Source organism: Pseudarthrobacter sp. NIBRBAC000502770 (assembly GCF_006517815.1).
GTDB classification, from domain to species: Bacteria; Actinomycetota; Actinomycetes; order Actinomycetales; family Micrococcaceae; genus Arthrobacter; species Arthrobacter niigatensis.
Genome location: NZ_CP041198.1, coordinates 2700275 through 2723323, shown reverse-complemented (window position 1 = coordinate 2723323; position 23049 = coordinate 2700275). Strand labels below are relative to the sequence as shown.

General features: G+C 67.8%; 21 protein-coding genes. 13 read left to right on the top strand and 8 right to left on the bottom strand.

All coding sequences use genetic code 11. From position 1 onward, the window contains the following. Positions 1-11: 11 nt before the first annotated feature. On the bottom strand, positions 12-461 hold the full coding sequence (locus tag NIBR502770_RS13095; RefSeq protein ID WP_141182192.1) for an SRPBCC family protein: 450 nt from the start codon (positions 459-461) through the stop codon (positions 12-14). A 70-nt stretch (positions 462-531) separates the two neighbouring features. Here NIBR502770_RS13095 and NIBR502770_RS13090 point away from each other — a divergent pair, with 70 nt between their 5' ends. From NIBR502770_RS13090 to NIBR502770_RS13060, 7 genes are all read left to right on the top strand, one after another. Continuing rightward, positions 532-1698 (top strand): RtcB family protein, encoded by a 1167-nt coding sequence (locus NIBR502770_RS13090; protein ID WP_141182191.1) that lies wholly within the window; start codon positions 532-534, stop codon positions 1696-1698. A 130-nt stretch (positions 1699-1828) separates the two neighbouring features. Further along, positions 1829-2956, top strand: coding sequence for an ABC transporter substrate-binding protein (locus NIBR502770_RS13085; RefSeq protein ID WP_141183419.1), 1128 nt, complete (start codon positions 1829-1831; stop codon positions 2954-2956). 26 nt (positions 2957-2982) lie between these two features. Next, positions 2983-3708, top strand: coding sequence for an ABC transporter ATP-binding protein (locus NIBR502770_RS13080; RefSeq protein ID WP_141182190.1), 726 nt, complete (start codon positions 2983-2985; stop codon positions 3706-3708). Further along, entirely contained in the window at positions 3698-4654 is a 957-nt protein-coding gene (locus tag NIBR502770_RS13075; RefSeq protein ID WP_141182189.1) for an ABC transporter permease, read from the top strand. Before NIBR502770_RS13080 ends, NIBR502770_RS13075 begins: the two co-directional genes overlap by 11 nt. Before the next feature lie 308 nt (positions 4655-4962). After that, a complete protein-coding gene (locus NIBR502770_RS21880) occupies positions 4963-5121 on the top strand; it encodes a hypothetical protein (RefSeq protein ID WP_371416462.1) in 159 nt (52 codons plus the stop codon). A 58-nt stretch (positions 5122-5179) separates the two neighbouring features. Then, positions 5180-6442: a uroporphyrinogen-III C-methyltransferase gene (cobA, locus tag NIBR502770_RS13065; protein WP_141182188.1), complete on the top strand. Its 1263-nt coding sequence runs from the start codon at positions 5180-5182 to the stop codon at positions 6440-6442. An 87-nt stretch (positions 6443-6529) separates the two neighbouring features. After that, entirely contained in the window at positions 6530-7996 is a 1467-nt protein-coding gene (locus NIBR502770_RS13060; protein ID WP_141182187.1) for an FAD-dependent oxidoreductase, read from the top strand. Positions 7997-8068: 72 nt separating this feature from the next. Here NIBR502770_RS13060 and NIBR502770_RS21535 read toward each other — a convergent pair whose 3' ends face one another. Genes NIBR502770_RS21535 through NIBR502770_RS13040 form a run of 3 tightly spaced genes read right to left on the bottom strand, consistent with a single transcriptional unit; the run spans position 8069 to position 10439 of the window. Further along, entirely contained in the window at positions 8069-9289 is a 1221-nt protein-coding gene (locus NIBR502770_RS21535; protein WP_246857264.1) for an SRPBCC domain-containing protein, read from the bottom strand. A gap of 28 nt (positions 9290-9317) precedes the next feature. Beyond that, complete coding sequence (locus NIBR502770_RS13045) at positions 9318-10145, bottom strand: DUF1206 domain-containing protein (protein WP_141182186.1); 828 nt, start codon at positions 10143-10145, stop codon at positions 9318-9320. A 3-nt stretch (positions 10146-10148) separates the two neighbouring features. Further along, on the bottom strand, positions 10149-10439 hold the full coding sequence (locus tag NIBR502770_RS13040) for a hypothetical protein (protein WP_141182185.1): 291 nt from the start codon (positions 10437-10439) through the stop codon (positions 10149-10151). Positions 10440-10589: 150 nt separating this feature from the next. On the opposite strand from NIBR502770_RS13040, the gene NIBR502770_RS13035 reads away from it, so the two are divergent. Beyond that, a complete protein-coding gene (locus NIBR502770_RS13035) occupies positions 10590-11129 on the top strand; it encodes a hypothetical protein (RefSeq protein ID WP_141182184.1) in 540 nt (179 codons plus the stop codon). Positions 11130-11198: 69 nt separating this feature from the next. Here the strand turns inward: NIBR502770_RS13035 and NIBR502770_RS13030 are convergent, their stop codons facing one another. Together NIBR502770_RS13030 and NIBR502770_RS13025 are read right to left on the bottom strand one after the other, a co-directional pair. After that, positions 11199-11879, bottom strand: a complete 681-nt coding sequence (locus tag NIBR502770_RS13030) for a FadR/GntR family transcriptional regulator (RefSeq protein WP_141159666.1) — start codon at positions 11877-11879, stop codon at positions 11199-11201. A 4-nt stretch (positions 11880-11883) separates the two neighbouring features. Further along, a complete protein-coding gene (locus NIBR502770_RS13025) occupies positions 11884-13152 on the bottom strand; it encodes a CynX/NimT family MFS transporter (protein WP_141159667.1) in 1269 nt (422 codons plus the stop codon). A gap of 135 nt (positions 13153-13287) precedes the next feature. Between NIBR502770_RS13025 and NIBR502770_RS13020 the strand changes: the two genes are divergently transcribed. Continuing rightward, positions 13288-14877: a CYTH and CHAD domain-containing protein gene (locus NIBR502770_RS13020; RefSeq protein ID WP_141182183.1), complete on the top strand. Its 1590-nt coding sequence runs from the start codon at positions 13288-13290 to the stop codon at positions 14875-14877. A gap of 13 nt (positions 14878-14890) precedes the next feature. On the opposite strand, the gene NIBR502770_RS13015 is transcribed toward NIBR502770_RS13020, so the two are convergent. After that, positions 14891-16327, bottom strand: coding sequence for a PucR family transcriptional regulator (locus tag NIBR502770_RS13015; RefSeq protein ID WP_141159669.1), 1437 nt, complete (start codon positions 16325-16327; stop codon positions 14891-14893). Between the two features lie 168 nt (positions 16328-16495). Between NIBR502770_RS13015 and NIBR502770_RS13010 the strand changes: the two genes are divergently transcribed. Beyond that, positions 16496-17926, top strand: coding sequence for an aminobutyraldehyde dehydrogenase (locus NIBR502770_RS13010; protein ID WP_141159670.1), 1431 nt, complete (start codon positions 16496-16498; stop codon positions 17924-17926). Positions 17927-17955: 29 nt separating this feature from the next. After that, positions 17956-19326, top strand: a complete 1371-nt coding sequence (gene gabT, locus NIBR502770_RS13005; protein WP_141182182.1) for a 4-aminobutyrate--2-oxoglutarate transaminase — start codon at positions 17956-17958, stop codon at positions 19324-19326. A 76-nt stretch (positions 19327-19402) separates the two neighbouring features. Here gabT and rarD read toward each other — a convergent pair whose 3' ends face one another. Beyond that, the gene (gene rarD / locus NIBR502770_RS13000) at positions 19403-20407 is read right to left on the bottom strand and encodes an EamA family transporter RarD (protein WP_141182181.1); all 1005 of its coding nucleotides are present in this window, start codon (positions 20405-20407) and stop codon (positions 19403-19405) included. 119 nt (positions 20408-20526) lie between these two features. Here rarD and NIBR502770_RS12995 point away from each other — a divergent pair, with 119 nt between their 5' ends. Both NIBR502770_RS12995 and NIBR502770_RS12990 read left to right on the top strand, forming a co-directional pair. Beyond that, entirely contained in the window at positions 20527-21522 is a 996-nt protein-coding gene (locus NIBR502770_RS12995) for a DNA topoisomerase IB (RefSeq protein ID WP_141159673.1), read from the top strand. 45 nt (positions 21523-21567) lie between these two features. Further along, positions 21568-23028: an FAD-dependent oxidoreductase gene (locus tag NIBR502770_RS12990; RefSeq protein WP_371416461.1), complete on the top strand. Its 1461-nt coding sequence runs from the start codon at positions 21568-21570 to the stop codon at positions 23026-23028. Positions 23029-23049 lie beyond the last annotated feature (21 nt).

The window sequence follows — 23049 nt, the reverse complement described above, 5'->3', positions numbered from 1 at the left end:
CGAATTGGTGGTTAAAGGCGGATCTGACCGCGACCCTCCAGGATCGACTTGAGCTTCTGCAGGTCCTTCCGGTTTTCCCGCCGGATCATTGGCTCCATGACCAGCCCCGCCAGCCGGGAGAAACCCGAGGGGCTCCCGCTGTTGCGCAGCGACATCCGCGTGCCGCCGTCGTCGTCCGTCCAGGTGTAGGTGGTCTGCATGGGAAAGGGGCCCTGGGCTGTCCGCATCACCAGCTTTTCGCCGGGGACGTATTCAACGAACTCGTAGGTGTACTTGAGCTCCCGGCCCAGGAATTTCGCGGTGAAGGCGACCATGGATCCCGTGTCCAGCGGTCCTGGACTGAGCCGCTGCGAGCTGTGGATGTTCACGTACCACTTCGGCGCGTTGTCCGGGTTGGCTGCATACTCCGCCACTTCTGCGCGCGGCCTGTTGATGACAATCTCGGTCAGGACGTTCACCATGGTTGCGTCTCCTCTGTAGAGTGCGGGAATAGCCTGCAACCACGTTAGCGGCGGCGCCTGGGAGGCGGACATGGAGACCATCAGCCCAAAGCTGCTCAACTGGGCATCCATCCTGGACGACAAGACCCGCGAGCAGGCAGTCATGACCGCAAGCCTGCCTTTCATCTACCCGCACCTGGCGCTGATGCCGGACGCGCACCTGGGCAAGGGCGCCACCGTGGGCTCCGTCATCCCCACGCTGCGAACCATCATCCCGGCAGCAGTGGGCGTTGACATCGGCTGCGGGATGATTGCTGTGCGCACCCAGTACTCCGTGCGGGAGCTGCCGAAGGACCGGAAGAGCCTCCGCGAGGCCATTGAGCGGGTCATACCGCTCTCCGCCGGGCATAACAACAAGCAGGTGCTGCCCACGGCTGAGCCCCGGATTGCTGACCTGAAGCAGCGGGCCACGAAGGCAGGCTTCAACCCGGCCCAGTATGTTGCCAGGTGGGAGCTGCAGCTGGGGTCCCTCGGCTCCGGGAACCATTTCATCGAAATCTCCGCGGATGAGGACGACGGCGTGTGGCTGTTCCTGCATTCGGGCTCGCGCGGCGTCGGCAACAGGATCGCCCAGCACCACATCCAGGTGGCCCGACAGATCAGCCGCAAGCACCAGGTGCACCTGCCGGACCCCGACCTGGCCTACCTGGACGAGGGAACCCCGCAGTTCGAACGGTACATCGCCGAACTGCGCTGGGCCCAGCACTTCGCCCTGCTGAACCGGGAGGAAATGATGGACCGCGTGGCCGCGGAGTTCAGCCGTTGGGTGGGCGGGCCGGTCCAGGAACGCGAACGGATCAACTGCCACCACAACTTCACCGAGCAGGAGACGCACTACGGCAAGTCCGTGTGGGTGTCCCGCAAGGGCGCCATCAAAGCCGCCCTCGGCGATCCCGGGCTGATCCCCGGATCCATGGGAACGGCGTCGTATGTCGTGGAAGGCCGGGGCAACCCGGCGTCGTTGAACTCCTCACCACACGGGGCGGGGCGTGAGTACTCCCGGAACGCAGCCCGGAAGGCCTTCACGCTGGAGGAGCTGAAGCGGGCCATGAAGGGCATTGAGTTCCGCGCCTCGGAGGCCTTCATTGACGAAATCCCAGCCGCGTACAAGCCGATCGACCAGGTCATGCAGGACGCAGCGGACCTGGCGACAGTGCGGCACACGCTGCGGCAGTTGGTCAACGTCAAGGGCAACTGATTTTGCGAAACCGGGCAGCAGTGCGGCGGAATATGACGCTGGATGAACGTGCGTGACCCCCCGTTTCCGCTTCGTTGAACGGGTCTGGGCCACTCCCTATGGTGAAACAATGACTAGTTCCAAGCCCGGGATGACCCGCATCGTGGCAGGCGAAAGCGCGGTCCCAACGCGCAGGCGCGCCGTCGAGGCTGCCCTGGCCATAGGGCTGGTCCTGCTGATCGCTGTCGGGGCCATTGTTGCCTCCAACATCTCCCGCAACACTGGGGCGCAGGCCGCCGAGCCCGCCCCGGCAGCAGAGCTGAAGCTGGGTTACTTCGGCAACGTCACGCACGCACCCGCCCTGGTGGGCGTCAAGAAGGGATTCCTCGCGGATGCCCTGGGCGGCACCAAGCTCAGCACCGAGACCTTCAACGCCGGACCGGCTGCCATCGAAGCCCTCAACGCCGGTGCCATCGACGCCGCCTACATCGGCCCAAACCCCGCCATCAACTCCTTCGCCAAGAGCCAGGGCCAGTCCGTGCGCGTGATCGCAGGAGCCGCGGCGGGCGGCGCACAATTGGTGGTCAAGCCCGGCATCACCTCCGCGGCTGACCTTCGGGGCAAGACCCTGGCGACGCCGCAGCTGGGCGGGACCCAGGACGTGGCCCTGCGCGCCTGGCTCGCCAAGCAGGGGTATAAGACCAACGTGGACGGGAGTGGCGACGTCGCCATCAACCCCACGGACAACGCCCAGACCCTGAAGCTGTTCCAGGACGGAAAGCTCGACGGCGCGTGGCTGCCTGAGCCGTGGGCCTCGCGTTTGGTGCTCCAGGCCGGAGCCAAGGTGCTGGTGGACGAAAAGGACCTGTGGGACGGCTCTGCCACCGGAAAGCCGGGGGAGTTCCCCACGACCGTCCTGATCGTGAACCAGAAGTTCGCCGCCGACCACCCGGACACCGTCAGGGCGCTGCTGGCCGGGCACGCCAAGTCGGTCGCGTGGCTGAATGCGGCGCCGGCCGACGAGAAGGCCGCGCTGATCAATGAGGCCCTGCAGGAATCCGCCGGGGCGGCTCTGCCGGCTGATGTGCTGAACCGCTCCCTCGCCAACATCACCTTCACCCTCGACCCGCTGGCCGGCAGCTACCCCAAGCTGCTGCAGGACGGCATCGACGCCGGCACCACCAAGAAGGCTGACATCAACGGCCTGTTCGACCTCAGCGCGCTGAACCAGGTCACCGGCGGCGGCAAGATTTCCGCGGCCGGCCTCGGCCAGGACTGACCCACCCACTACCAAAGGACGCCACCATGCCAGTCGTACTGGAACACCTGGGCAAGCGCTTCGGCGACGGCGCCCCGGTACTGGACGACGTCAACGCCAACATCAAGCAGGGCGAGTTCGTCGCCCTCCTTGGTGCCTCCGGCTGCGGCAAATCCACCCTCCTGAACATCATCGCGGGACTGGAAGCGCCGACGTCGGGCGCCCTGGAAGTGCCCAGCGACGGCGCCGCCTTCATGTTCCAGGACGCCGCACTGTTTCCCTGGCTGACCGCGCGGGAGAACATCGAACTGGCCCTGAAGCTGCGTGGCGTGGGCAAGGCCGAACGCCGCACCAAGGCCCAGGAGCTCCTCGAACTGGTGCACCTGGGCGCCGCCGGGGACAAGCGCCCGCACGAGCTCTCCGGCGGCATGCGCCAGCGCGTGTCCCTGGCCCGCTCCCTGGCCCAGGACCGGCAGCTGCTGCTCATGGACGAGCCGTTCGCCGCGCTCGACGCCATCACCCGCGACCTGCTGCACGATGAGCTGGAACGGATTTGGAAGGAAACCGGGCGCACCATCGTCTTCGTCACCCACAACGTCCGCGAGGCCGTCCGGCTGGGCCAGCGCGTCCTGCTGCTGTCCTCCCGCCCCGGCCGCGTGGTCCAGGAATGGGCCGTCACCGAGGAACACCGAACCGACGCCGGGCTCGCCGGCCAGCTGACCGGGGTCATCACCGCCCGGCTGCGGGAGGAGATTCGCCGCCATGCCAAGTAAGTTCCTACCCGGCTCCGCGCCGGTGGTTGAGCCTGACGAAACCAAAACCCGCGAGCACGTACATGCCGCCTTGACGCGCACCTCCACCGGCAAAGAGGACCTCCGGGAGCTGGAGTCCGGCCTTGATTCCCTGCAGTCCGACGCCGACCGGACGCACCGGATCGACTGGAGCCGCGTCCTCCTGCCCGTGGCTGCCCTGGTGGTCCTGGTGCTGGCCTGGCAGTTCTACGTCTCGCTGGGCGTCAAGCGCCGCGACCTGGTGCCCGGGCCGCTGGATGTCCTCGGTCAGCTGGGCGTTCTCTGGGGCGACGGCAAGCTGCAGGAGTCCGTCTGGACGTCACTGCAGCGCGGCGTGATCGGGTTCCTGATCTCGGTTGCCATTGCCACTCCCGTCGGTTTGCTGCTGGCCCAGGTGGCGCCGCTGCGGCGCGCTTTCGGCCCCCTCATCTCCGGACTGCAGGTGCTGCCCTCCGTGGCGTGGGTTCCCGCAGCCATCATCTGGTTCGGCCTCACCGACGCCACCGTGTATTTCGTGGTGTTCATGGGCGCCATCCCGTCCATCATCAACGGCCTCATCTCCGGCGTGGACCAAATCCCGCCGCAATACCGGCGCGTGGGGACCGTGCTCGGAGCCTCCCGGCTGCAGATGGCACTGCAGATTGTCCTTCCGGCCGCACTGCCGGGCTACCTCGGCGGCCTGAAGCAGGGCTGGGCCTTCTCCTGGCGCTCCCTTATGGCCGCAGAAATCATCGCGGTGGGCGGCACCATCGGCTTTGGCCTGGGCTCGCTGCTGGACCAGGGCCGGACCCTGTCCGACATGGGCGTGGTCATGGCCGCCATCCTGCTGATCCTCGCGGTCGGCATCCTGATTGAGCTGCTGGTATTCGGGCCCATCGAGAAGCGGCTCCTGCGCCGCCGGGGCCTGCTGGCCGGCAGCACCCGCTGACCCAACCCCCTCCCAACGCACCCTCAGAGCCCGACGGCGACCTCCCGCCGTCGGGCTCTGCCGTTCCCCGGCGCATGTCCTGGCGGAACCGGGGCACTTTGACACGGACACGCCGGGTTTCAGGGCCAGTTCGACGCCGAAGCCCGCCAAAGTGCCCCGCGGCGGGGCCCATCAGGACGGGCGAGCGGTGGGAGGGGTGACAACCGGGCTTACCGTACCCCCGCAGCTTCACCGACGAACAGGTCAAGGGGCCGTTCACGTCATTTCTGCACGTCCATGAGTTCGCGCCCACGGCCGGAGGCAGCAACATGACGGACAGGGTGGAGTTCACCGCCCCGCTGGGAGTCCTGGGCCGCGTCGCCGAGCGCCTCATCCTGGCCCGCTACTTGGAACGGCTGATCCGGGACCGCGGCCGATTCCTCGCCGGCCGCACCTGGAAAATCCTTTGTGACGCAGCGTTACCTTAAGTGAACTGGTGTTGCTGACCCTTTGTGGGCCACTGTGACGCCGCCCTACCGTTGATCCATGGCAATTCAGGACATTTACCCCACGGCGCTGCGGCTGCTCGGCCGCTCCGTGCTGGTGGTGGGCGGCGGGCCCGTCGCTGCCCGCCGCGCCAAGGGCCTGCTCGACGCCGGTGCCCTGGTCACCGTCGTGGCCCCGGTTGCCTCGCCCGCGCTGCTGGAGATGGCCGACGCCGGCCTGGTCACCTGGGAAGCGCGGCCCTACCGCTCCAGCGACGTGGACGGCGTCTGGTTCATCCAGACGGCCACGGGCGCACCCGAAGTGGACGCCCAGGTATCGGCCGACGCCGAGGCACAGCGGGTTTGGTGCGTCAACGCCTCCAACCACGAAGCTTCCGCCGCCTGGACCCCCGCCGTCGCCGTGGTGGACGACGTCAAAATCGCCGTCAACGCCGGGGGAGACCCGCGCCGTGCCATGGCGGTACGGGACGCCGTCGCCACCGCCCTCGAAACCGGGGACCTGCCGCTGCGCCGCCGCCGAGCGCACCGCGGTTCCGTCGCCCTCGTCGGTGGCGGCCCCGGCGATACCGGCCTCATCACCGTCCGTGGCCGCCGGCTCCTGGGCCAGGCCGACGTCGTCGTCGCCGACCGCCTGGGCCCCCGCGAACTCCTGAAGGAACTCGCCCCGGACGTCCGCGTCATCGAGGTGGGCAAGACCCCCGGCCACCACCCCGTGCCGCAGGCGGAAATCAACCGGATCCTCGTGGAGGAAGCACTCAAGGGCCATCGGGTGGTGCGGCTCAAGGGCGGCGACCCGTACGTGCTGGGACGCGGCGGCGAGGAAGCCGAGTACTGCAGGCAGCGCGGCGTCGAGGTCGAGGTGGTCTCCGGCGTTACGTCCGCGATCTCCGTTCCCGCAGCCGCAGGCATTCCCGTCACCCACCGGGGCCTGGCCAAGGGCTTCAGCGTGGTCACCGGCCACGAGGAACTCTCCGAGGTTCCGGCCCGCGCAGACCACACCATTGTCCTGCTGATGGGCGTGGGCCAACTGCGGGAATCGGCGTCCGCGCTGGGCGAAGCCGGCCTGCCGCAGGACACCCCGGTTGGTATCGTGGAAAACGGCTATTTGCCGGACCAGCGCGTCACTATCGGCACGCTCGGTTCCATCGCCGACCAGGCCCAGGCGGCCGGCGTCGCAAATCCTGCCGTGATTGTCATCGGTGACGTGGTGCGCGTGAGCCCGTTCGCGCCGTCGCACTTCAAAACCGCTGACTACAGCACCACCACCCCGAACAGCCCCCGCAAGACCGTCCTCACCACCTGAAACCCATCGATTGTTCCGTACTTGCCGTTATGAGCCTTCAAGACGGTAAGTACGGAGCAATCGATGCAGAAGAAAAGGAACACAGCCGTGTCATCCAGCACTACCGTAGGATCTGCTGCGCGTCCGCTGCGCGTCGCCGTCGTGGGCTCCGGCCCGGCCGGTGTCTACGCCGCCGACATCCTCACCAAGAGCGAAGCCGTCAAGAGCGGCGAGCTGACCGTCAGCATCGACCTCTTTGACCGCTACCCGGCACCCTACGGCCTGATCCGCTACGGCGTGGCCCCGGACCACCCCCGCATCAAGGGCATCGTCAACGCCCTGCACAAGGTGCTGGACCGCGGCGACATCCGCTTCTTCGGCAACGTGGACTACGGGACGGACCTCACCATTGAGGACCTCCGCAAGCACTACGACGCCGTCATCTTCGCCACCGGCGCCATCAAGGACGCGGACCTGAACATTCCCGGCGTCGAACTGGAAGGCTCCTTCGGCGGCGCCGACTTCGTCTCCTGGTACGACGGCCACCCGGACGTCCCGCGCGAATGGCCGCTGGACGCCAAGGAAATCGCCGTGATTGGCAACGGCAACGTGGCCCTGGACGTGGCCCGCGTCCTGTCCAAGCACGCCGATGACCTGCTGGTCACCGAAATCCCCGACAACGTCTACGCCGGACTGAAGGCATCACCCGTCACGGACGTGCATGTCTTCGGCCGCCGTGGCCCGGCCCAGGTCAAGTTCACCCCGCTGGAGCTGCGCGAGCTGTCCCACTCCAAGGACGTGGACATCATCCTGTACGCGGAGGACTTCGAGTTCGACGAGGAATCCGACCGCCAGATCCAGACCAACAACCAGACCAAGACCATGGTGGGCACGCTCACCAACTGGATCGCCGAGCAGCCCGAGGACCTCTCCGAGCTCAAGGCTTCCCGCCGCCTGCACCTGCACTTCCTGCACAGCCCGGTGGAGATCTATGACGACGCCGAGACTCCCGGCAAGGTGGCAGGCATCAAGTTCGAGCGGACCGAGCTGGACGGCACGGGCAACGCCCGCGGCACCGGCGAGTACGTGGACTACCCGGTCCAGGCCGTGTACCGCGCCATCGGCTACTTCGGTTCCGCGCTGCCGGACGTTGAGTTCGACCACAAGAAGGGCGTCGTCACGAACGACGGCGGCCGCGTCCTGGATGCGTCCGGCCAGCATGTGCCGGGTCTCTACGCCACCGGCTGGATCAAGCGCGGACCGGTAGGCCTGATCGGCCACACCAAGGGTGACGCCCTGGAGACGGTTACGTACCTGCTGGAAGACCGCGACAACCTTCCTGTTGCAGCGGCACCCGCAGAGGACGCCGTCACCGAACTCCTCGACGCCCGCGGCGTGAAGTTCACCAGCTGGGAAGGCTGGCTGGCACTGGACGCCCACGAGCTGGCCCTCGGCGCTGCGGCGACCGAGGCCGGGGGATCGCACGGCGTGGAGGTTAAGCGTGAGCGCGTCAAGGTGGTGCCGCGCGAGGATATGGTTTCCATTTCCCGTGACGGTGTCGCCGCGCAGGTCTAGGACCCAGCTGACGGAACCGCGGGGCCAAGGGCCGCGCGGTTCCGGCGTTTAACGTCGCTTAACCCGGCCGGGCTATTTCCCGGCGCCCCCGATGGCCATGAGCTCCAGCCGGCGCAGGCTTTCCCGGTTCCGGGCCGAAATGATGGGATCGCGCAGAACCTTGGGCATGAGCTTGCCGGGCCCGTGGATGGCATCTTCGGCAATGGTCACCAGGCATTGGGCGCCCCTGTCCTCCAGCGTGATTTCCACTTTGGCCTCGCCCATGGGCCAGCCCCGCGCCACGAGTTCCAGCGAGCGGCCGGGCTCGACGGCGGTCACGCGGGAGCTGTCGTCGATCACCAGCGGCCAGGCGCCCACCGAGTGGTGGAGGTTGGCTCCAACCCGGGGCCATTCGGCGTCCACATCCCTGATCCGGGAGGCACCCACCACCCAGCCCGAGTACAGCCAGCCGTCGGCGATGACGCGCCAGACGTCGGCAGAGGGGGACTTGAACAGCTGCGAGACGGTGGACATGGGGTTCCTTCCGGTTGCGGTGGTGCTTCCCTGGCCCCCTGCGGAGGGGTCCGCGGGATGTCCAGGCTCGGTGGGGCGACCGACGGCGGGAGGTGCGGCCCGGCGGGCGGCCCGATAGGACGGCTTCCGCAGGCGCCGGGTCCATGCGTAGGCCTGCGCGCCGGGCGGCTGGTGCTCCAGGGGATCGAAACGCAGCGGGATATCCGTGGGGCTGGCACCGGCCTGCAGCCGCACCTCACCGCATTCCTGCCACCGGCCGCCCGGAGTGGTCCAGTGCAGCCCCAGCACCCATTCCCCGGACGCAAGCGAACCCGGCGGAAGGCCCCGCGTCCGCAGGCCCAGCAGGACGGGGCCCCGGCCTCCCCGGTACGGCATCAGCGTGGTCAGGGCGGCTCCTGCCACATCAAGCCGCGGCATCAGGATGTACCGGCCAGGCAGACCCCAGCCGGTGGAGGCAAACAGGACATCAGCAGGGCCGGCAGCAGCATCGCCGGACGGGGAAACCCGGAGGGCCAGGCCCAAAATGTCCGGCAGGCGCTGCGGCAGCCCCACGGACCGGGAAAAGCGGGCCACCACCTGGTCGGTACCCGGCGAGTCCAGCCAGGCGATGCCGCTGGGGCCGCCCGGGTTTCCGGTCCTGGCCACAGTTCCGGACAGCCCCAGTCCTGCGGGATGGATGGGCCGGTCAGGCCTGGCCAGCTTCAGGAGCCGGAAGAGGGCAGCGAAAGCCTGGCCGGCATTTTCGGTGACGGCGGAGAGAACGCGCAGCTGCTGGGTCATACTTCCTTCCTACCCATAAACCCCGGAACTACATGCGCCCAAAGCGCGCGCGGATCAGCGCGAAAATCCCATATGCGATAAATCCTGCACCAATGGCCACGAGCAGCGTGGGCCCGAACGGGTGGTCCTGCAGCGCCTTCAGGCTGCCGTCCAGCCCGGTGGACTCCTCGGGCCGGTGCTTTGCGGCGGCGATGATGAACAGCAGCCCGGTGAGGTCCAGCGCCACCCCCTTGGCCACGTGGCCGGTGACGCCCAGGCTGTCGATCAGCCTGCCGCGCCTGGTGCCCTCGAAGTGGAACAGCTCCTCCTTGAAGCCGCGCCGGAACCCTTTGACCATGAAGTAGATGCCGATGCCCAGGATGGTCAGGCCCAGCGCCACAAGGAGCCACGGCCCTGCAGGGGTGTCCATCAGGCTGGCACTGAAGTCGCGCGTGTTGTCGCCCGAGTCGCTGCGCTGCCCCAGGGCAAAGCCGGCGAAGGTCAAACCCACGCTGCCGTAGGCGATGGCCAGGAATCCCGATGACACAAGCTTGGCCAGCCGTTGCTTGCGGGGCAGGCTCCTGGCCCGCAGGGTTGCCTCGCTGGCCTGCCATAACGCAAGGCCCAGGCAGGCCGCCACGCAGACCCACATGACCAGTGGCCCCCAGGGGTTGTCCGCAAGCCGGGCGATGGCGCCGGTGGGTTCGGCATCACCCGGATGGCCGAACGCGATGGCGATGGCAATGGCGCCGAGGATGACATGAAGCAAAGCCATGACGGCAAACCCGGTGCGGGCCAGGACATCCAGGACCCTGTGGTTGGACGCTTCCTCGACAGCGTCCGCTGCCTGGCTGAGGGTGGATTCGCCGTCGGACATGCCTTAGCCGTTCATGGGCCCTTCGGCCCGCAGCTTCTCTGCTCCCGGCCCTTCGACGTGCACGGTGCAGCGGACCACCAGCTGGCCGGGTGCATTGTCAAGCTCCACCAGGGAATCGTCCGCGCTGAGGACGGTGAACACCTCCGAACCCGCTACGACGCCGACACCCTTGGCCTTCGCCGTTTCGCGGGCATTCCCCAACGCCTCCCGCTGCAGCCCGTCCACATAGCCGCCGTCTCTCTCACGGGCGGGGTCCCCGAAGGCCCAGCCGAACAATGTCCCAGTGTTTCCCATGGCGACGATATTACGCGGTCGGCACTGTCCGGGACGGGCTTTCGTAATATTAGTAAGTGTGCTTACCATGAGCGGACCATACCTCGATGGAACAGGCACGTGAAGTCCGCAGCGCAGCTGCATCAGTCCACAACGTTAGGAATGCACATCATGGCAGGAAATCTCATTGCCCGTTCAGTTCACGACCTGACGGCGGCAGCATGGTTTGGTGGCTCCCTGATGGGTGCCATCGGGCTCAACGGGGCGGCAGCCCAGGCCAAGGACCCGGCCGAGCGCACCCGGCTCTCCAGCGCCGGCTGGATGAAGTGGGCGCCGTTCCAGACCGCGGCCTTCGCCTCCCACCTGGTGGCCGATCTCGCCATTGCGTGGGAAAACAAGGGCCGCATCGCAAAGCAGGAGGGTGTGGCCCGGGACACCGTGATCAAGACGGCGGTGACGGTGGTGGGTGCCGCGGTGACCCTCTACTCGGGCGTCCTGGGCAAGAAGGTGGAGAAGCTGGCCGGTGAGGGTGCCGAAGGCGCCACCGAGCCGCACGGTGCCGCCTCGGACGAGCTGAAGTCGGCCCAGCAGCAGCTCAAGGCCCTGCAGTGGGCCATCCCCGGCTTCGCTGCCCTGGTGATCATCCTGGGTGCCAAGCACGGCGAGATGCAGCGCCCCAAGAATGTCCTTGCGGGCCTGCGCCGCGACTAGCACCACCGGTCAGCACACAGCGGACGACGGCGGCCCGGCACCTCAGTGCCGGGCCGCACCCATGTCCGGCTACTCCGCCAGCCACTCCGCGCACGAGTTAAGGTTCCGGTTCACGCTGGCCACGGCAGCGTCCCCGTCCCGCTGGGCGATGGCGTCCAGCAGCGTTTCGTGGCCGTCGCGGGGGAGCCCGTTAAAGCCCGGCCGGGCCTGCTGCTTCAGCAGGTCCTGGTGGAACACGGCGCCGAAGCTCGCATAAAGCTCGTGCAGCAGGGGATTGCCCGAGGCCCTGGCGACGCCCTCATGGAAGCTCCAGTCAGCGTCTGCCCAGGCTTCGAAGTCCCCGGAGGTCCAGGCCTGGTCCCTGATGGCGAGGAGGGCACGGAGGGAGGCAACGTCGTCGTCCGTTGCATTCCGGGCGGCCAGCCGGGCGGCCTGGGTGTCCAGGCCCAGCCGGACCTCCAGGATGTGCTGTTCGGTGTGGTCCTGGTACATGCGGCGCGCGGCCCCGGACATCTCGCTCGTGGCGCGCACGTAGGTGCCGTCGCCGCGGCGTACTTCCAGCATTCCGCTGTGGGCCAGGGCCTTGATGGCTTCGCGGAGCGTGCCGCGGGAAACGCCCAGCCGGGCCATGAGCTCGGGCTCGGGCGGGATGCGCTGGTTCAGCGGCCACTCGCCGGTGTGGACCATCCCGCGCAGTTTGGCCGTGACCTCGGCGGCGAGCGGCGGACGGACCGAAGGGCTCAATGTCATGGGATTATTTCCCTTCCGCGTTCCTGGACATCGCGGGTCCCGTGATGAGGTGGGACACCACGATCTGGGCCAAGGCCAGGACCAGCAGCAGCACCAGCGGCAGGGACCAGCCCCCGGTGGCGCTGTGCAGGAGGCCCATGCCAAACGGGCCGGCGGTGGCCAGCAAGTAGCCGGAAGACTGTGCCAAGGTGGACAGGGCGGTGGTTTCGGCGGTGCTGGTTCCGCTCCGGCTGATCATCACCATGACGAGCGGGAAGATGCCCAGCCCAAAACCGATCAGGACCGCCGGGACGGCCGCTAATGCCACGGGGAGGGACAGCAGCGCCGCGATCCCGGCGGCCATGATGATGCTCGCCAGGTAGAACGCCGGACGCAGCATCCGCGGCCTGGCTCCGATGGCAATCAGCACCATGCCCGCCGGGACGGAGACCAGCTGCATGAGGCCGAACATCAGCCCGCTGTCCGATGCGCTCAGGCCCATCGTGGTGAGCATGTAGGGGAACCAGCTCAGGAGGGCGTAGGCCAGCAGGGCCTGCAGGGTGAAGATGGCAGTGAGGAGCTGGCCCTTCCGGGTGCGGAGCAGCGGCCAGGGGGACACATGGCCGGCGGTGGTCCGGACGGTGCTGCGGTGGGCGTGCAGTGCCACCGGCAGGAAGCCCACGAAGGCAGCGACGGCAGCGATGCCCACGGCGCCCACGGCGGCGGACGGCGACCCCAGCGCATGGGCCAGCGGGACCACCGCCACCGATGTCAGGGTGCCGCCGGTGGTCATGGTCACCGTGTAGACGGCGGTCATCAACGACGTACGGGACGCGAAGTGCTCCCGGATGAAGGACGGCATGGCCACGTTGCAGATGGCCAGGCCCGACATCCCCACCACGCTCCCTGCCACCAGCATGCCCGTGGCAGGGATCCCGCGCAGCATGAGGCCGCCGGCCAGCAGTGCCAGGGACAGCAGGATGGCCTTCTCCACGCCAAGCTTGCCGGTCAGCCAGGAGGTGGCGGCGCCGGCCAGGGCGAAACACAGGGTGGGGATCGAGGGAATGATGGACGCCACCAGCGCCCCATAGCCAAGCACCGCCTGGAGATCATGCAGGAGCGCGGAGGCCCCGGTGATGCCGGCGCGAAGGTTCAGGCCGATCAGGACCAGCGCAATGACACCGAAGACGACGGCGGAACGCGGCTTGGCAGGGGCGCTGCCGGTGGCCGGGGCGGCCGGCACCGTGCCGGCCCGGGCTGCTGCGGGTGGGGACGCGGGGGGAATTCCTGGCATGCCTTCCAGCCTAAAGGTTAGACGTTTGATGTTTGTCCTTTTGTGGCCGACCTCTCCGTCATGCCCCGGCTGGAATAGACTTCCAACGGATGGTCGGAGGGCCTGGCGCGGGCCGGGCAGTGCGGAAGGACGGCAGTGGAAGCTTCCCGGGGACTCGAGATTGAGAAGAAGTACGACGTCGATGCCGGCGCCGTGGTGCCGGACCTGGGGCAGGCCGCCGGGGTGGCCCGGACCGGCGCGCCGCACACCGACCTGCTGGAGGCTGTCTACTTCGACACCCCCAACCATGCCTTGGCCGCACGCAGGATCACCCTCCGCCGCCGCACCGGCGGGAAGGATGCCGGGTGGCACCTGAAGCTGCCGCCGCGCGGAGACCAGGCAGCGGGCGAGGGGCCCCAGCAGCGGACGGAGCTGCACGCACCCCTGGGCCGGCCCGACGCCGTCCCCGACGCCCTGCTGACCCACCTTCTTGCGTATCTCAGGGGCGCCGTTCCGGTGCCGGTGGTGAGGCTGGACACCCGGCGCACCACTTACCCCCTGTATGGGGACGACGGCGTCCACCTCGCCGACCTCGCCGACGACCACGTCACTGCTGAACGGCTGGCGGGCCGCGGCAACGACACGCGGCAGGAATGGCGCGAGTGGGAGCTGGAACTGGTCCACGGGAAGCCTGGCCTTTTCGGACCCGTTGAGGAACTGCTCTTGGCTGCCGGAGCGAAGCCGGCCGGACATGCTTCGAAGCTGGCGCGAGCCCTGGGCCCCGGTACCAAGGCGGGAAAGCGTGCCGCCGGGGACGCTGCCGCCGATACCCCGGGCACCACCGCCCCCGCCCTGCTGGCCGGGAAGCGGGCCCCGGCGGCCGCCGTCGTCACCGTCTACGTGGCGCAGCAGGTCGATGCGATCCTTGCGGGCGACAGTGCCGTCCGGCTGGAGGAACCGGAGGCGGTCCACAACATGCGCTCCGCCACCCGGCGCATCCGCTCGGTCCTGGCAGCCTATGCGAAGCTCTACCGGGCTGCGCCGGTGCGCAAGCTGCGGACCGAACTGAAGTGGCTGGGCCAGCTCCTGGGCCAGCCACGCGACGCCGAGGTCCTGCGGGCGCAGCTCCGCGGGCAGCTGGGTGCACTGCAGTCCGCGGACGGCGTGGAAACGGCCACGGCAAAGGTGGAACAGCGCACGGACGCGGACTACGACGCCGCGTACCGCCTCCTGCAGGAAGCCCTCGGAACGGAGCGCTACTTCCGGCTCCTGGACACGCTTGAGGAGTTCCGTGACAACCCGCCCGTGCGCGCCGATTCGGTGGCGCCGGGACGGCGGGCGGCCGCGAAGGCGGTGGACAAGGCCGCCAAGCGGCTGCAGCGCTCCCGCAAAGCGGCCAAGCGTGCACGGCGCGGAAGGGAGCAGGAACTGGCGCTCCACCGCGTGCGCAAGGATGCCAAGCGGCTGCGCCACGTGGCTGAATCAGCAGTACTGGTGCACGGCAAGCGTGCGGGCAAGGTGGCCAAGGCCGCCCACCGGCAGCAGAAGGTCCTGGGACAACACCAGGACGCCGTGGTGGCCCGCGACCTGCTGGCCGCCATCGCGGCGGAGTACGGCGAGCCCGCCACGGCAGGCATCTATGCGGAGCTGCTCAGCCTGCAGGAGGAACGGATGGCGGCGGCGCAGGCCGCGTACCGGAAGGCCTGGAAGAAATCGCGCGATCTGTTCAGCCGCGGCGTACTCTAAGGCCGGCCCGGCCCTATTTGCCCTGCCGGGCCGACAGCCGGGCCACCGCCAGGGCCAGCCAGAGCTGCACCCGGTCCGCGGTGACCGCGGGGTCGTAGCCGGTCAGCTCCGTGATCTGCGCCAGCCTGTACCTGACGGTGTTGCGGTGCAAGGTGAGTTCCTCCGCCACCGCAGCCACCGAGCCGTTGTTGTTCAGGTAGCTTTCCAGCGTGGCCATCAGCTCAGACCCGTGTGCGGCGTCGAACGAACGCAGGGGATTCAGGGATTCATGCGCCATGTCCGCCAGCGGCACATCCTCGCTGGCGAGCAGCAGCGACGTCAGGCTCAGCCGCTCCGGCTCGTTGACCGGCAATCCATGGCTGGCGGCATCCCGGGCTTCGAAGTAGCTCCAGCGCAGGCCGTTCGGCTTGGTGTACGCCCCGCCGATGCCGATCGTGGCATGGATGCCGGCTTCGGCGAGGTGGTCGCTGAGCCTCCGTGCCAGCGACGGTGCCGTCCCGCCGTCGTCATTGACCACCAGCACCAGGTCCTTGCCCACGACGGCGGCGACCGCCTTCTCCAGCTCCTGCGGCACCGAGGTGCTCCCCAAGGCCTTCCCGTGGGCGGCCGACACGGCCAGCAGCACCACGTTCTTGCGGGTGCTGTTCACGCCCACGCCCGCCAGGCGGCGCTGCGCCTCGCTGGTCTCCAGTGCGCCATGGATCACGTCCTCCAGCACCTGGCCGCAGAGCGCCCGCTGGGCCTGGCGCTGCTTGACCATGTTGTTCAGCTCCACGCTGATCAGGTTCTGCGCGTAGCCAATGATGCCCGTGTCCTCGAACGGCTGGCGCACCCACAGCGTGCAGGCGTCCCGCCGTCCCGTGGGCACGGGATAGCTGGCCCAGGTGTCGGCCGACGGGTGGGCAGCGCTGCTGTTGTACAGCTGGGCCGTGAACTGGGTCAACGCAATGTCGGTGCGCAGCATGCCGCCGAGGTTCTTCAACAGTTCCGCCAGCCCTCCGCCGGTCAGCAGCGCCCGGGCCAGCACCTGGTGCCCCGCGATCAGCCGTTCCAGCTTGGCGTAGTGGTCCGCCGACTGGGCATCCGCCACCAGCTTGGTGATGGCGATGAACGGCGTCTCATACGGCACCTCCACCACGGGCAGGCCCCAGCGGTTGGCCTCGGCCAGGAGTGCCGGCGGCACCGTCTCATGCGACAACCCAACGCCGAACCCGATGCCCACCGCGCCCGCCCGCTGCACCTGCCGCACAAAGCGGCGCTGCTCGGGAGCGGAACGGAGGCGCAGCCCGGTGGTGAGCACCAGCTCGCCGCCGTTGAGGAACCGTTGCGGATCCTCCAGTTCCGTGACGGCAACCCAGTTAATGTCCTGGTTCCAGGTTGTCTCCGCCACTCCGGCTTTGGCCAGCTTCAGGGAGGACACGCCCACCAGGGCAGCGAGGGAAATGGCCATGAAGCAAGGATAAACGTGAGCTGGGCAACCGCACTAAACCCTCCAAACAAGGGTGTGCAGGTGGCTATTCACCCCGCTGGGGCGCTGGCATAGGCTCGAGGCAGTTCCATCCATCCGTCCCGGGTTCCGTCCGGCCGCCGATGGCCCTTACGAAAGAGGTTGCACACCGTGGTCCAAACCTTGCAGAACTTCATCAACGGGAAGTTCGTCACCCCTGCCGGCACCGACCTGCTGGACGTGGTCAACCCCACCAACGGCGAAGTGGTGGCCCAAGCCCCCGTTTCGGTGCAGGCCGACGTTGACGCGGCCATGGCCGCTGCCAAGGACGCCTTCCGGACCTGGAAGCACGTGACCCCGGGACAGCGGCAGCTGATGCTGCTCAAGCTCGCCGACGCCATCGAGGCCAACAGCGGCGAACTCGTCGAGGCCCAGCACCGCAACACCGGCCAGGTCCGGTCGCTCATCGCCTCCGAGGAAGTGGCAGCCGGCGCCGACCAGCTGCGCTTCTTCGCCGGTGCCGCCAGGATCCTGGAAGGCAAGTCCGCCGGCGAGTACTTCGAGGGGCACACATCCTATGTCCGCCGTGAACCGATCGGCGTGGTGGCCCAGGTGGCCCCGTGGAACTACCCCTTCCTGATGGCCATCTGGAAGATCGGTCCCGCGCTCGCGGCCGGCAACACCGTGGTCCTCAAGCCTTCCGACACCACCCCCGAATCCACGCTGGTCCTGGCGCGCCTGGCGGGTGAGATCCTGCCCGCGGGTGTCCTGAACGTGGTGCTGGGCACCGGCGAAACCGGCGCCATGATGGTGGAGCACAAGGTCCCGGGCCTGGTGTCCATTACGGGCTCTGTGCGCGCGGGAATCGCGGTGGCCTCGGGTGCCGCCAAGGGCCTCAAGCGTGCCCACCTGGAGCTTGGCGGCAAGGCCCCGGCCATCGTGTTCGCCGACGCCGACATCAAGAAGAGCGCCGCGGCCATCGCCGAGTTCGCGTTCTTCAACGCCGGCCAGGACTGCACGGCCATTACCCGCGTCCTGGTGCAGGACTCAGTGCACGACGACGTCGTGGCCGCCATGGTGGAGCACACCAGGACCCTGCACACCGGCTCGCAGAACGACGAAGAGAACTACTTCGGCCCGTTGAACAACGTGAACCACTTCAACGCCGTGACCTCCGTGGTGGAGAACCTGCCGGCCAACTGCCGGATCGAAACCGGCGGCCACCGCGCGGGGGAGAAGGGCTACTTCTTCGAACCCACCATCATCACCGGTGCCAAGCAGACGGACGACGTGGTGCAGAAGGAAACCTTCGGCCCCGTCATTACCGTCCAGAAGTTCAGCACCGAAGAAGAGGCAGTAGCCATGGCCAACGACGTGGACTACGCCCTGGCGTCCAGTGTCTGGACCACCAACCACGGCACTGCCATGCGGCTGAGCCGTGACCTGGACTTCGGTGCCGTGTGGATCAACACCCACATCCTGCTCACCGCCGAAATGCCGCACGGCGGCTTCAAGCAGTCCGGCTACGGCAAGGACCTCTCCATGTACGGCGTGGAGGACTACACGCGCATCAAGCACGTGATGTCCGCCCTCGACTCCTAATTCCGCTCCCACCTGTAAGAAAGAACATCATGACCACCACCGCATCAGACATCACCTTCCGCCTGGAGCAGAAGCGCAACGTCCAGGCCGACTTCCCGGGCCCCAAGTCCGTGGCACTGACTGAGCGCCGCAAGTCCGTGGTGGCTGCCGGCGTCGCCTCCAGCGTCCCGGTCTACGTTGCCGACGCCGACGGCGGCATCATCCACGACGTCGACGGCAACTCCTTCATCGACCTGGGCTCCGGCATCGCGGTGACCAGCGTGGGCGCGTCCGATCCCGCCGTCGTCGGTGCCGTCAAGGAAGCCGTGGAGCACTTCACCCACACCTGCTTCATGGTCACCCCGTACGAAGGCTACGTGGCTGTGGCCGAGCAGCTGAACCGGCTCACCCCGGGCGACCACGAAAAGCGCACCGTCCTCTTCAACTCCGGCGCCGAGGCCGTGGAAAACGCCATCAAGGTGGCCCGCCTGGCCACCGGCCGGGACGCCGTTGTCGCCTTCGACCACGCCTACCACGGCCGCACCAACCTGACCATGGCGCTGACCGCGAAGGCCATGCCGTACAAGACCAACTTCGGCCCGTTCGCGCCCGAGGTCTACCGGATGCCCATGAGCTACCCGTACCGCGAGGAAAACCCCGCCATCACCGGTGCGGAGGCAGCCAAGCGCGCCATCACCATGATCGAGAAGCAGATCGGCGGAGACCAGGTTGCCGCGATCATCATCGAACCCATCCAGGGCGAGGGCGGCTTTATCGTCCCGGCCGAGGGCTTCCTGCCGGCGCTGGCCGCCTGGGCCAAGGAGAAGGGCATCGTCTTCATCGCCGACGAGGTCCAGTCCGGCTTCTGCCGCACGGGTGAATGGTTCGCCGTCAACCACGAAGGCATTGTCCCGGACATCATGACCATGGCCAAGGGCATCGCCGGCGGCATGCCGCTGTCCGCCATCACCGGCCGCGCCGACCTGCTGGATGCCGTGCACCCCGGTGGCCTGGGCGGCACCTACGGCGGCAACCCGGTGGCCTGCGCGGCTGCGTTGGCGTCCATCGGCTCCATGGAGGAGTACAACCTGAACGGCCGCGCCCGCCACATCGAATCCGTTGCCACGGCGCGCCTCCAGGAACTGCAGTCCGAGCTTGCCGCTGCCGGGACCGGCGTGATCGGCGATGTCCGCGGCCGTGGCGCCATGCTCGCCGTCGAACTTGTCCAGGCCGGTTCCAAGGAGCCGAACCCGGAGCTGACCAAGGCTGTTGCCGCCGCCTGCCTGAAGGAAGGCGTCATCATCCTCACCTGCGGCACCTACGGCAACGTCATCCGCCTGCTGCCCCCGCTGGTCATCACCGATGAACTGCTGGCAGACGGCCTGGAAGTCCTCGCCGCCGCCATCAAGGCCCACGCCTAGCCGGCACGGCTTTACCCGAAAACCCAGGAGGGTGGACCCGCAACCGCGGGCCCACCCTCCTTGGCTTAAGTGTTGGTCAGGCGGCCTGCCGGAGCGCTGCCTTGCGGGCCAGGGAATTCCTGCGCGTGGTCCGCAGCATGTCCACGGTCAGCAGAAGCAGGGCCAGCCATACCACCCCGAAGCCGATCCAGCGTTCAGCAGTCATGGCCTCCCGGAACATCAGCAGCGCCACCAGGAACTGCAGGACGGGAGCGAAATACTGCAGCAGTCCGATGGTGGTCATAGGCAACCGCCGCGCCGAGGCGCCGAAGAAGAGCAGCGGGACGGCGGTGATCACGCCGGATGCGAGCAGCAGCCAGAAGTGCCCCGCCCCCTGGGACGTGAGCGTGGAGCTGCCGCTTGCGGCCAGGACAACCATGGCGACGGCGGCCAGCGGGGCGAGCACCATGGTCTCCACGCTGAGGCTGGTGATGGCGTCCACCCTCGATCCCACCCGGTTCTTGACGAAGCCGTACAGGCCAAAGCTGAACGCCAGGGTCAGCGCTATCCACGGCAGTTTCCCGTAGGAGTAGGTGAGTACGCCCACCGCCACGAAGCCGACGCCGACGGCTGTCCACTGCAGCGGCCGCAGCCTTTCCTTCAGGACCAGCACCCCCAGCAACACGGAAACCAGCGGGTTGATGAAATACCCCAGCGACGTTTCCACCGCCTGACCCGTTGTGACCCCATAGGTGTAGGTCAGCCAGTTGATGGCGATCAGGAACGCCGCCAGCGCCAGGGAACCAAAGACCCGCCGGTCCCGTAGCGCCACCGCGAGCACACCCCACGACCTGGTCACCGTGATCAGCAGGGCGCAGAACAGCAAGGACCACACCACGCGGTTGGCCACGATCTCGACGGCGCCCGCCGGCATCAGGATGTAGAAGTACAGCGGGAGCATCCCCCACAAAACGTATGCGCCGATGCCGAACAGCAGGCCCGCCGTGGATTCCTTGGCGACTGCCTTGGGGCCCGCGGGCACCGCATCACCTGCCGTGGAGCGTGACGTGGGGGAGGTGGCTACGGGGGTTCCTTCTGGCATGGGCACGCTGTCCATAACAGCAGCCCGCGGGCAGGTATTCCAGCAGGTGGGCGTGTATTCCGGAAAATAGTCAGTAGGCTTGCTTTCATGACACGTGTCCGTTTCCGGGAGCCCGCGCCGTGAGGCTCCGCCGCAGCAACGCCTCGGGCCGCGGCTACCGCAGGGTTGCCGCCGGCAAGGGCTTCAGTTACCGGGACCTGGATGGCTCCACCCTTCCACCGGGTCCCGTCCGGGACCGCCTGGAAAGCATCGGCATCCCGCCGGCCTGGACCGACGTCTGGATCGCCCCTTTTGACAACGGCCACATCCAGGCGACCGGAGTGGACGCCGTGGGGCGGCGCCAGTACATCTATCATCCCGAGTGGCGCGAGCGTAAGGACCGGGTGAAATTTGACCGGTCCCTCCAGTTGGCCGAATCGCTGCCCGCAGCCCGGCGGCTGGTCACCATGGACCTGCGTGGTGAAGGCTTCTCCCGTGAGCGCGTCCTGGCAGGGGCGTTCCGGATGCTGGACAGCGGATCCCTGCGGGTGGGCTCGGAACGCTACACGAACGAGAACGGCAGCAGGGGCCTGGCCACCCTCCTGTGCGCCCACGTCCAGGTGCGGAAGGACCGGATCCTGCTGCGTTTCCCGGCCAAGAGCGGCAAGGACTGGGAATCGGAAATCCGCGACGCCGACCTCGCCGCCCTGCTGCGCCTGCTCAAACGGCGGGGACCGAACGCCCGGCTCCTGGCCTACAAAGAGGGCAGGACCTGGCGCCCGGTCACCAGCGCGGACATCAATGCCTACGTGAAGGAGCGGACCGGCTCGGACTTCACCGCCAAGGACTTCCGGACCCTTCGCGGAACGGTGGCCGCTGCGTCCAGCCTGGCACGGACCGGGGTCCAGCGGACTGCCGCCAAACGGAAAAGGGCCATCAGCCGTGCGATGTTCGAGGCCGCCGAAACACTGGGCAACACCCCCTCCATCGCGCGCAAAAGCTACGTGGACCCGCGGGTGGTGGACCACTACCACGACGGCGAAACCATCGATCCGAAGCGCCTGGACTCGGCGGAATCAGAACTCAGGGCCCTCCTGTACCGCGAAGGCAAGGTGGTGGCCCTTGCCGCCAACTAGAATGGGGGACTGTGCGCTGCACTATGCGGCGCACCCTCATGAAACATGAGCAGGACCAGTTCAGAAGGGTTCCCGGTGTCCAATCACAGCGAAACCGCCGCCAACCGTCCCCTCCGCGTCGCCATCGTCGGCGCGGGACCGGCAGGAGTCTATGCTGCGGACATCCTCACCAAGTCCAGCGGGGTCAAGGACGGCGACTTCCAGGTCAGCATCGACCTCTTCGAGGCCTACCCGGCGCCCTACGGATTGATCAGGTACGGCGTGGCACCGGACCATCCCCGGATCAAGGGCATCGTGAACGCCCTGCACAAGGTCCTGGACCGCGGCGACATCCGGTTCCTGGGCAACGTGACCTACGGCCGGGACCTCACCCTGCACGATTTCCGGGCCTTCTATGACGCCGTGATTTTCTCCACCGGCGCCATCAAGGACGCGGACCTGGACATCCCCGGCATCGATCTGCGCGGCTCTTTCGGCGGCGCCGATTTCGTTTCCTGGTACGACGGCCACCCGGACGTGCCGCGGGAGTGGCCCCTGGAGGCGAAGGAAATCGCGGTGATCGGCAACGGCAACGTGGCCCTGGACGTGGCCCGCATGCTGGTCAAGCACCCTGAGGAACTGCTCACCACGGAGATCCCGGACAACGTCTACCAGGGCCTGAAGGGGTCCCCCGTCACGGACGTGCACGTCTTTGGCCGCCGCGGCCCCGCCCAGGTCAAGTTCACCCCGCTGGAGCTGCGGGAACTGAGCCACATGGACGATGTGGACATTGTCCTCTACCCCGAGGATTTCGAATTCGACGATGCGTCGGACGAGGCCATCCGCACCAACAACCAGGTCAAGACCATGGTGAACACCCTCACCAACTGGCTGGTGGAGGAGCACGCGGAGTCGGACAACCCTTCCTCCCGCAGGCTGCACCTGCACTTCCTGCACAGCCCCGTTGAAGTGCTCGACGACGGCACGGGCAAAGTGGGCGGCATCAAGTTCGAGCGCATGCAGCTGGACGGGACCGGCAACGCCAAGGGCACGGGGGAGTACGTGGAGTACCCCGTCGAGGCCGTCTACCGGGCCATCGGCTACCACGGCTCCGCCCTGGACGAACTGGAGTACGACGCCAAGCGGGGCGTCATCCCCAACGAAGGCGGCCGGGTCCTCGATGCCGAAGGCAACCCCGTTCCGGGCATCTACACCACAGGCTGGATCAAGCGCGGCCCCGTGGGCCTGATCGGCCACACCAAGGGCGACGCACTGGAGACCATCGGCTTCCTGCTGGAGGACCGGTTGAACCTCCCGGCGGCCAAGAACCCGGACCCCCAGGCCATCATCGACCTGCTTGAGGAACGCGGCATCGAATACACCACCTGGGAAGGGTGGAACAAGCTCGACGCCCATGAGGCGGGACTGGGTGCCGCCTGGACCGGACCCGACGGCCTGGGCCATGTAGTCCGCGAGCGCATCAAGGTGGTGCCGCGCGAGGAGATGATCCGCATCTCCCGCGGCTGACCCCTACCCCTGGCGGGGCAT

Bases quoted from the DNA above. Each gene is read 5' to 3' on its own strand.
- gabT (WP_141182182.1), top strand. From the start codon at position 17,956: ATGACCACCACCGCATCAGACATCACCTTCCGCCTGGAGCAGAAGCGC.
- NIBR502770_RS13080 (WP_141182190.1), top strand. From the start codon at position 2,983: ATGCCAGTCGTACTGGAACACCTGGGCAAGCGCTTCGGCGACGGCGCC.
- rarD (WP_141182181.1), bottom strand. From the start codon at position 20,407: ATGCCAGAAGGAACCCCCGTAGCCACCTCCCCCACGTCACGCTCCACG.
- NIBR502770_RS13025 (WP_141159667.1), bottom strand. From the start codon at position 13,152: ATGCCAGGAATTCCCCCCGCGTCCCCACCCGCAGCAGCCCGGGCCGGC.
- NIBR502770_RS13095 (WP_141182192.1), bottom strand. From the start codon at position 461: ATGGTGAACGTCCTGACCGAGATTGTCATCAACAGGCCGCGCGCAGAA.
- NIBR502770_RS13030 (WP_141159666.1), bottom strand. From the start codon at position 11,879: ATGACATTGAGCCCTTCGGTCCGTCCGCCGCTCGCCGCCGAGGTCACG.
- NIBR502770_RS13040 (WP_141182185.1), bottom strand. From the start codon at position 10,439: ATGGGAAACACTGGGACATTGTTCGGCTGGGCCTTCGGGGACCCCGCC.
- cobA (WP_141182188.1), top strand. From the start codon at position 5,180: ATGGCAATTCAGGACATTTACCCCACGGCGCTGCGGCTGCTCGGCCGC.
- NIBR502770_RS13090 (WP_141182191.1), top strand. From the start codon at position 532: ATGGAGACCATCAGCCCAAAGCTGCTCAACTGGGCATCCATCCTGGAC.
- NIBR502770_RS13045 (WP_141182186.1), bottom strand. From the start codon at position 10,145: ATGTCCGACGGCGAATCCACCCTCAGCCAGGCAGCGGACGCTGTCGAG.
- NIBR502770_RS13085 (WP_141183419.1), top strand. From the start codon at position 1,829: ATGACCCGCATCGTGGCAGGCGAAAGCGCGGTCCCAACGCGCAGGCGC.
- NIBR502770_RS12990 (WP_371416461.1), top strand. From the start codon at position 21,568: ATGAGCAGGACCAGTTCAGAAGGGTTCCCGGTGTCCAATCACAGCGAA.
- NIBR502770_RS13035 (WP_141182184.1), top strand. From the start codon at position 10,590: ATGGCAGGAAATCTCATTGCCCGTTCAGTTCACGACCTGACGGCGGCA.
- NIBR502770_RS13015 (WP_141159669.1), bottom strand. From the start codon at position 16,327: ATGGCCATTTCCCTCGCTGCCCTGGTGGGCGTGTCCTCCCTGAAGCTG.
- NIBR502770_RS13075 (WP_141182189.1), top strand. From the start codon at position 3,698: ATGCCAAGTAAGTTCCTACCCGGCTCCGCGCCGGTGGTTGAGCCTGAC.
- NIBR502770_RS21880 (WP_371416462.1), top strand. From the start codon at position 4,963: ATGACGGACAGGGTGGAGTTCACCGCCCCGCTGGGAGTCCTGGGCCGC.
- NIBR502770_RS21535 (WP_246857264.1), bottom strand. From the start codon at position 9,289: ATGACCCAGCAGCTGCGCGTTCTCTCCGCCGTCACCGAAAATGCCGGC.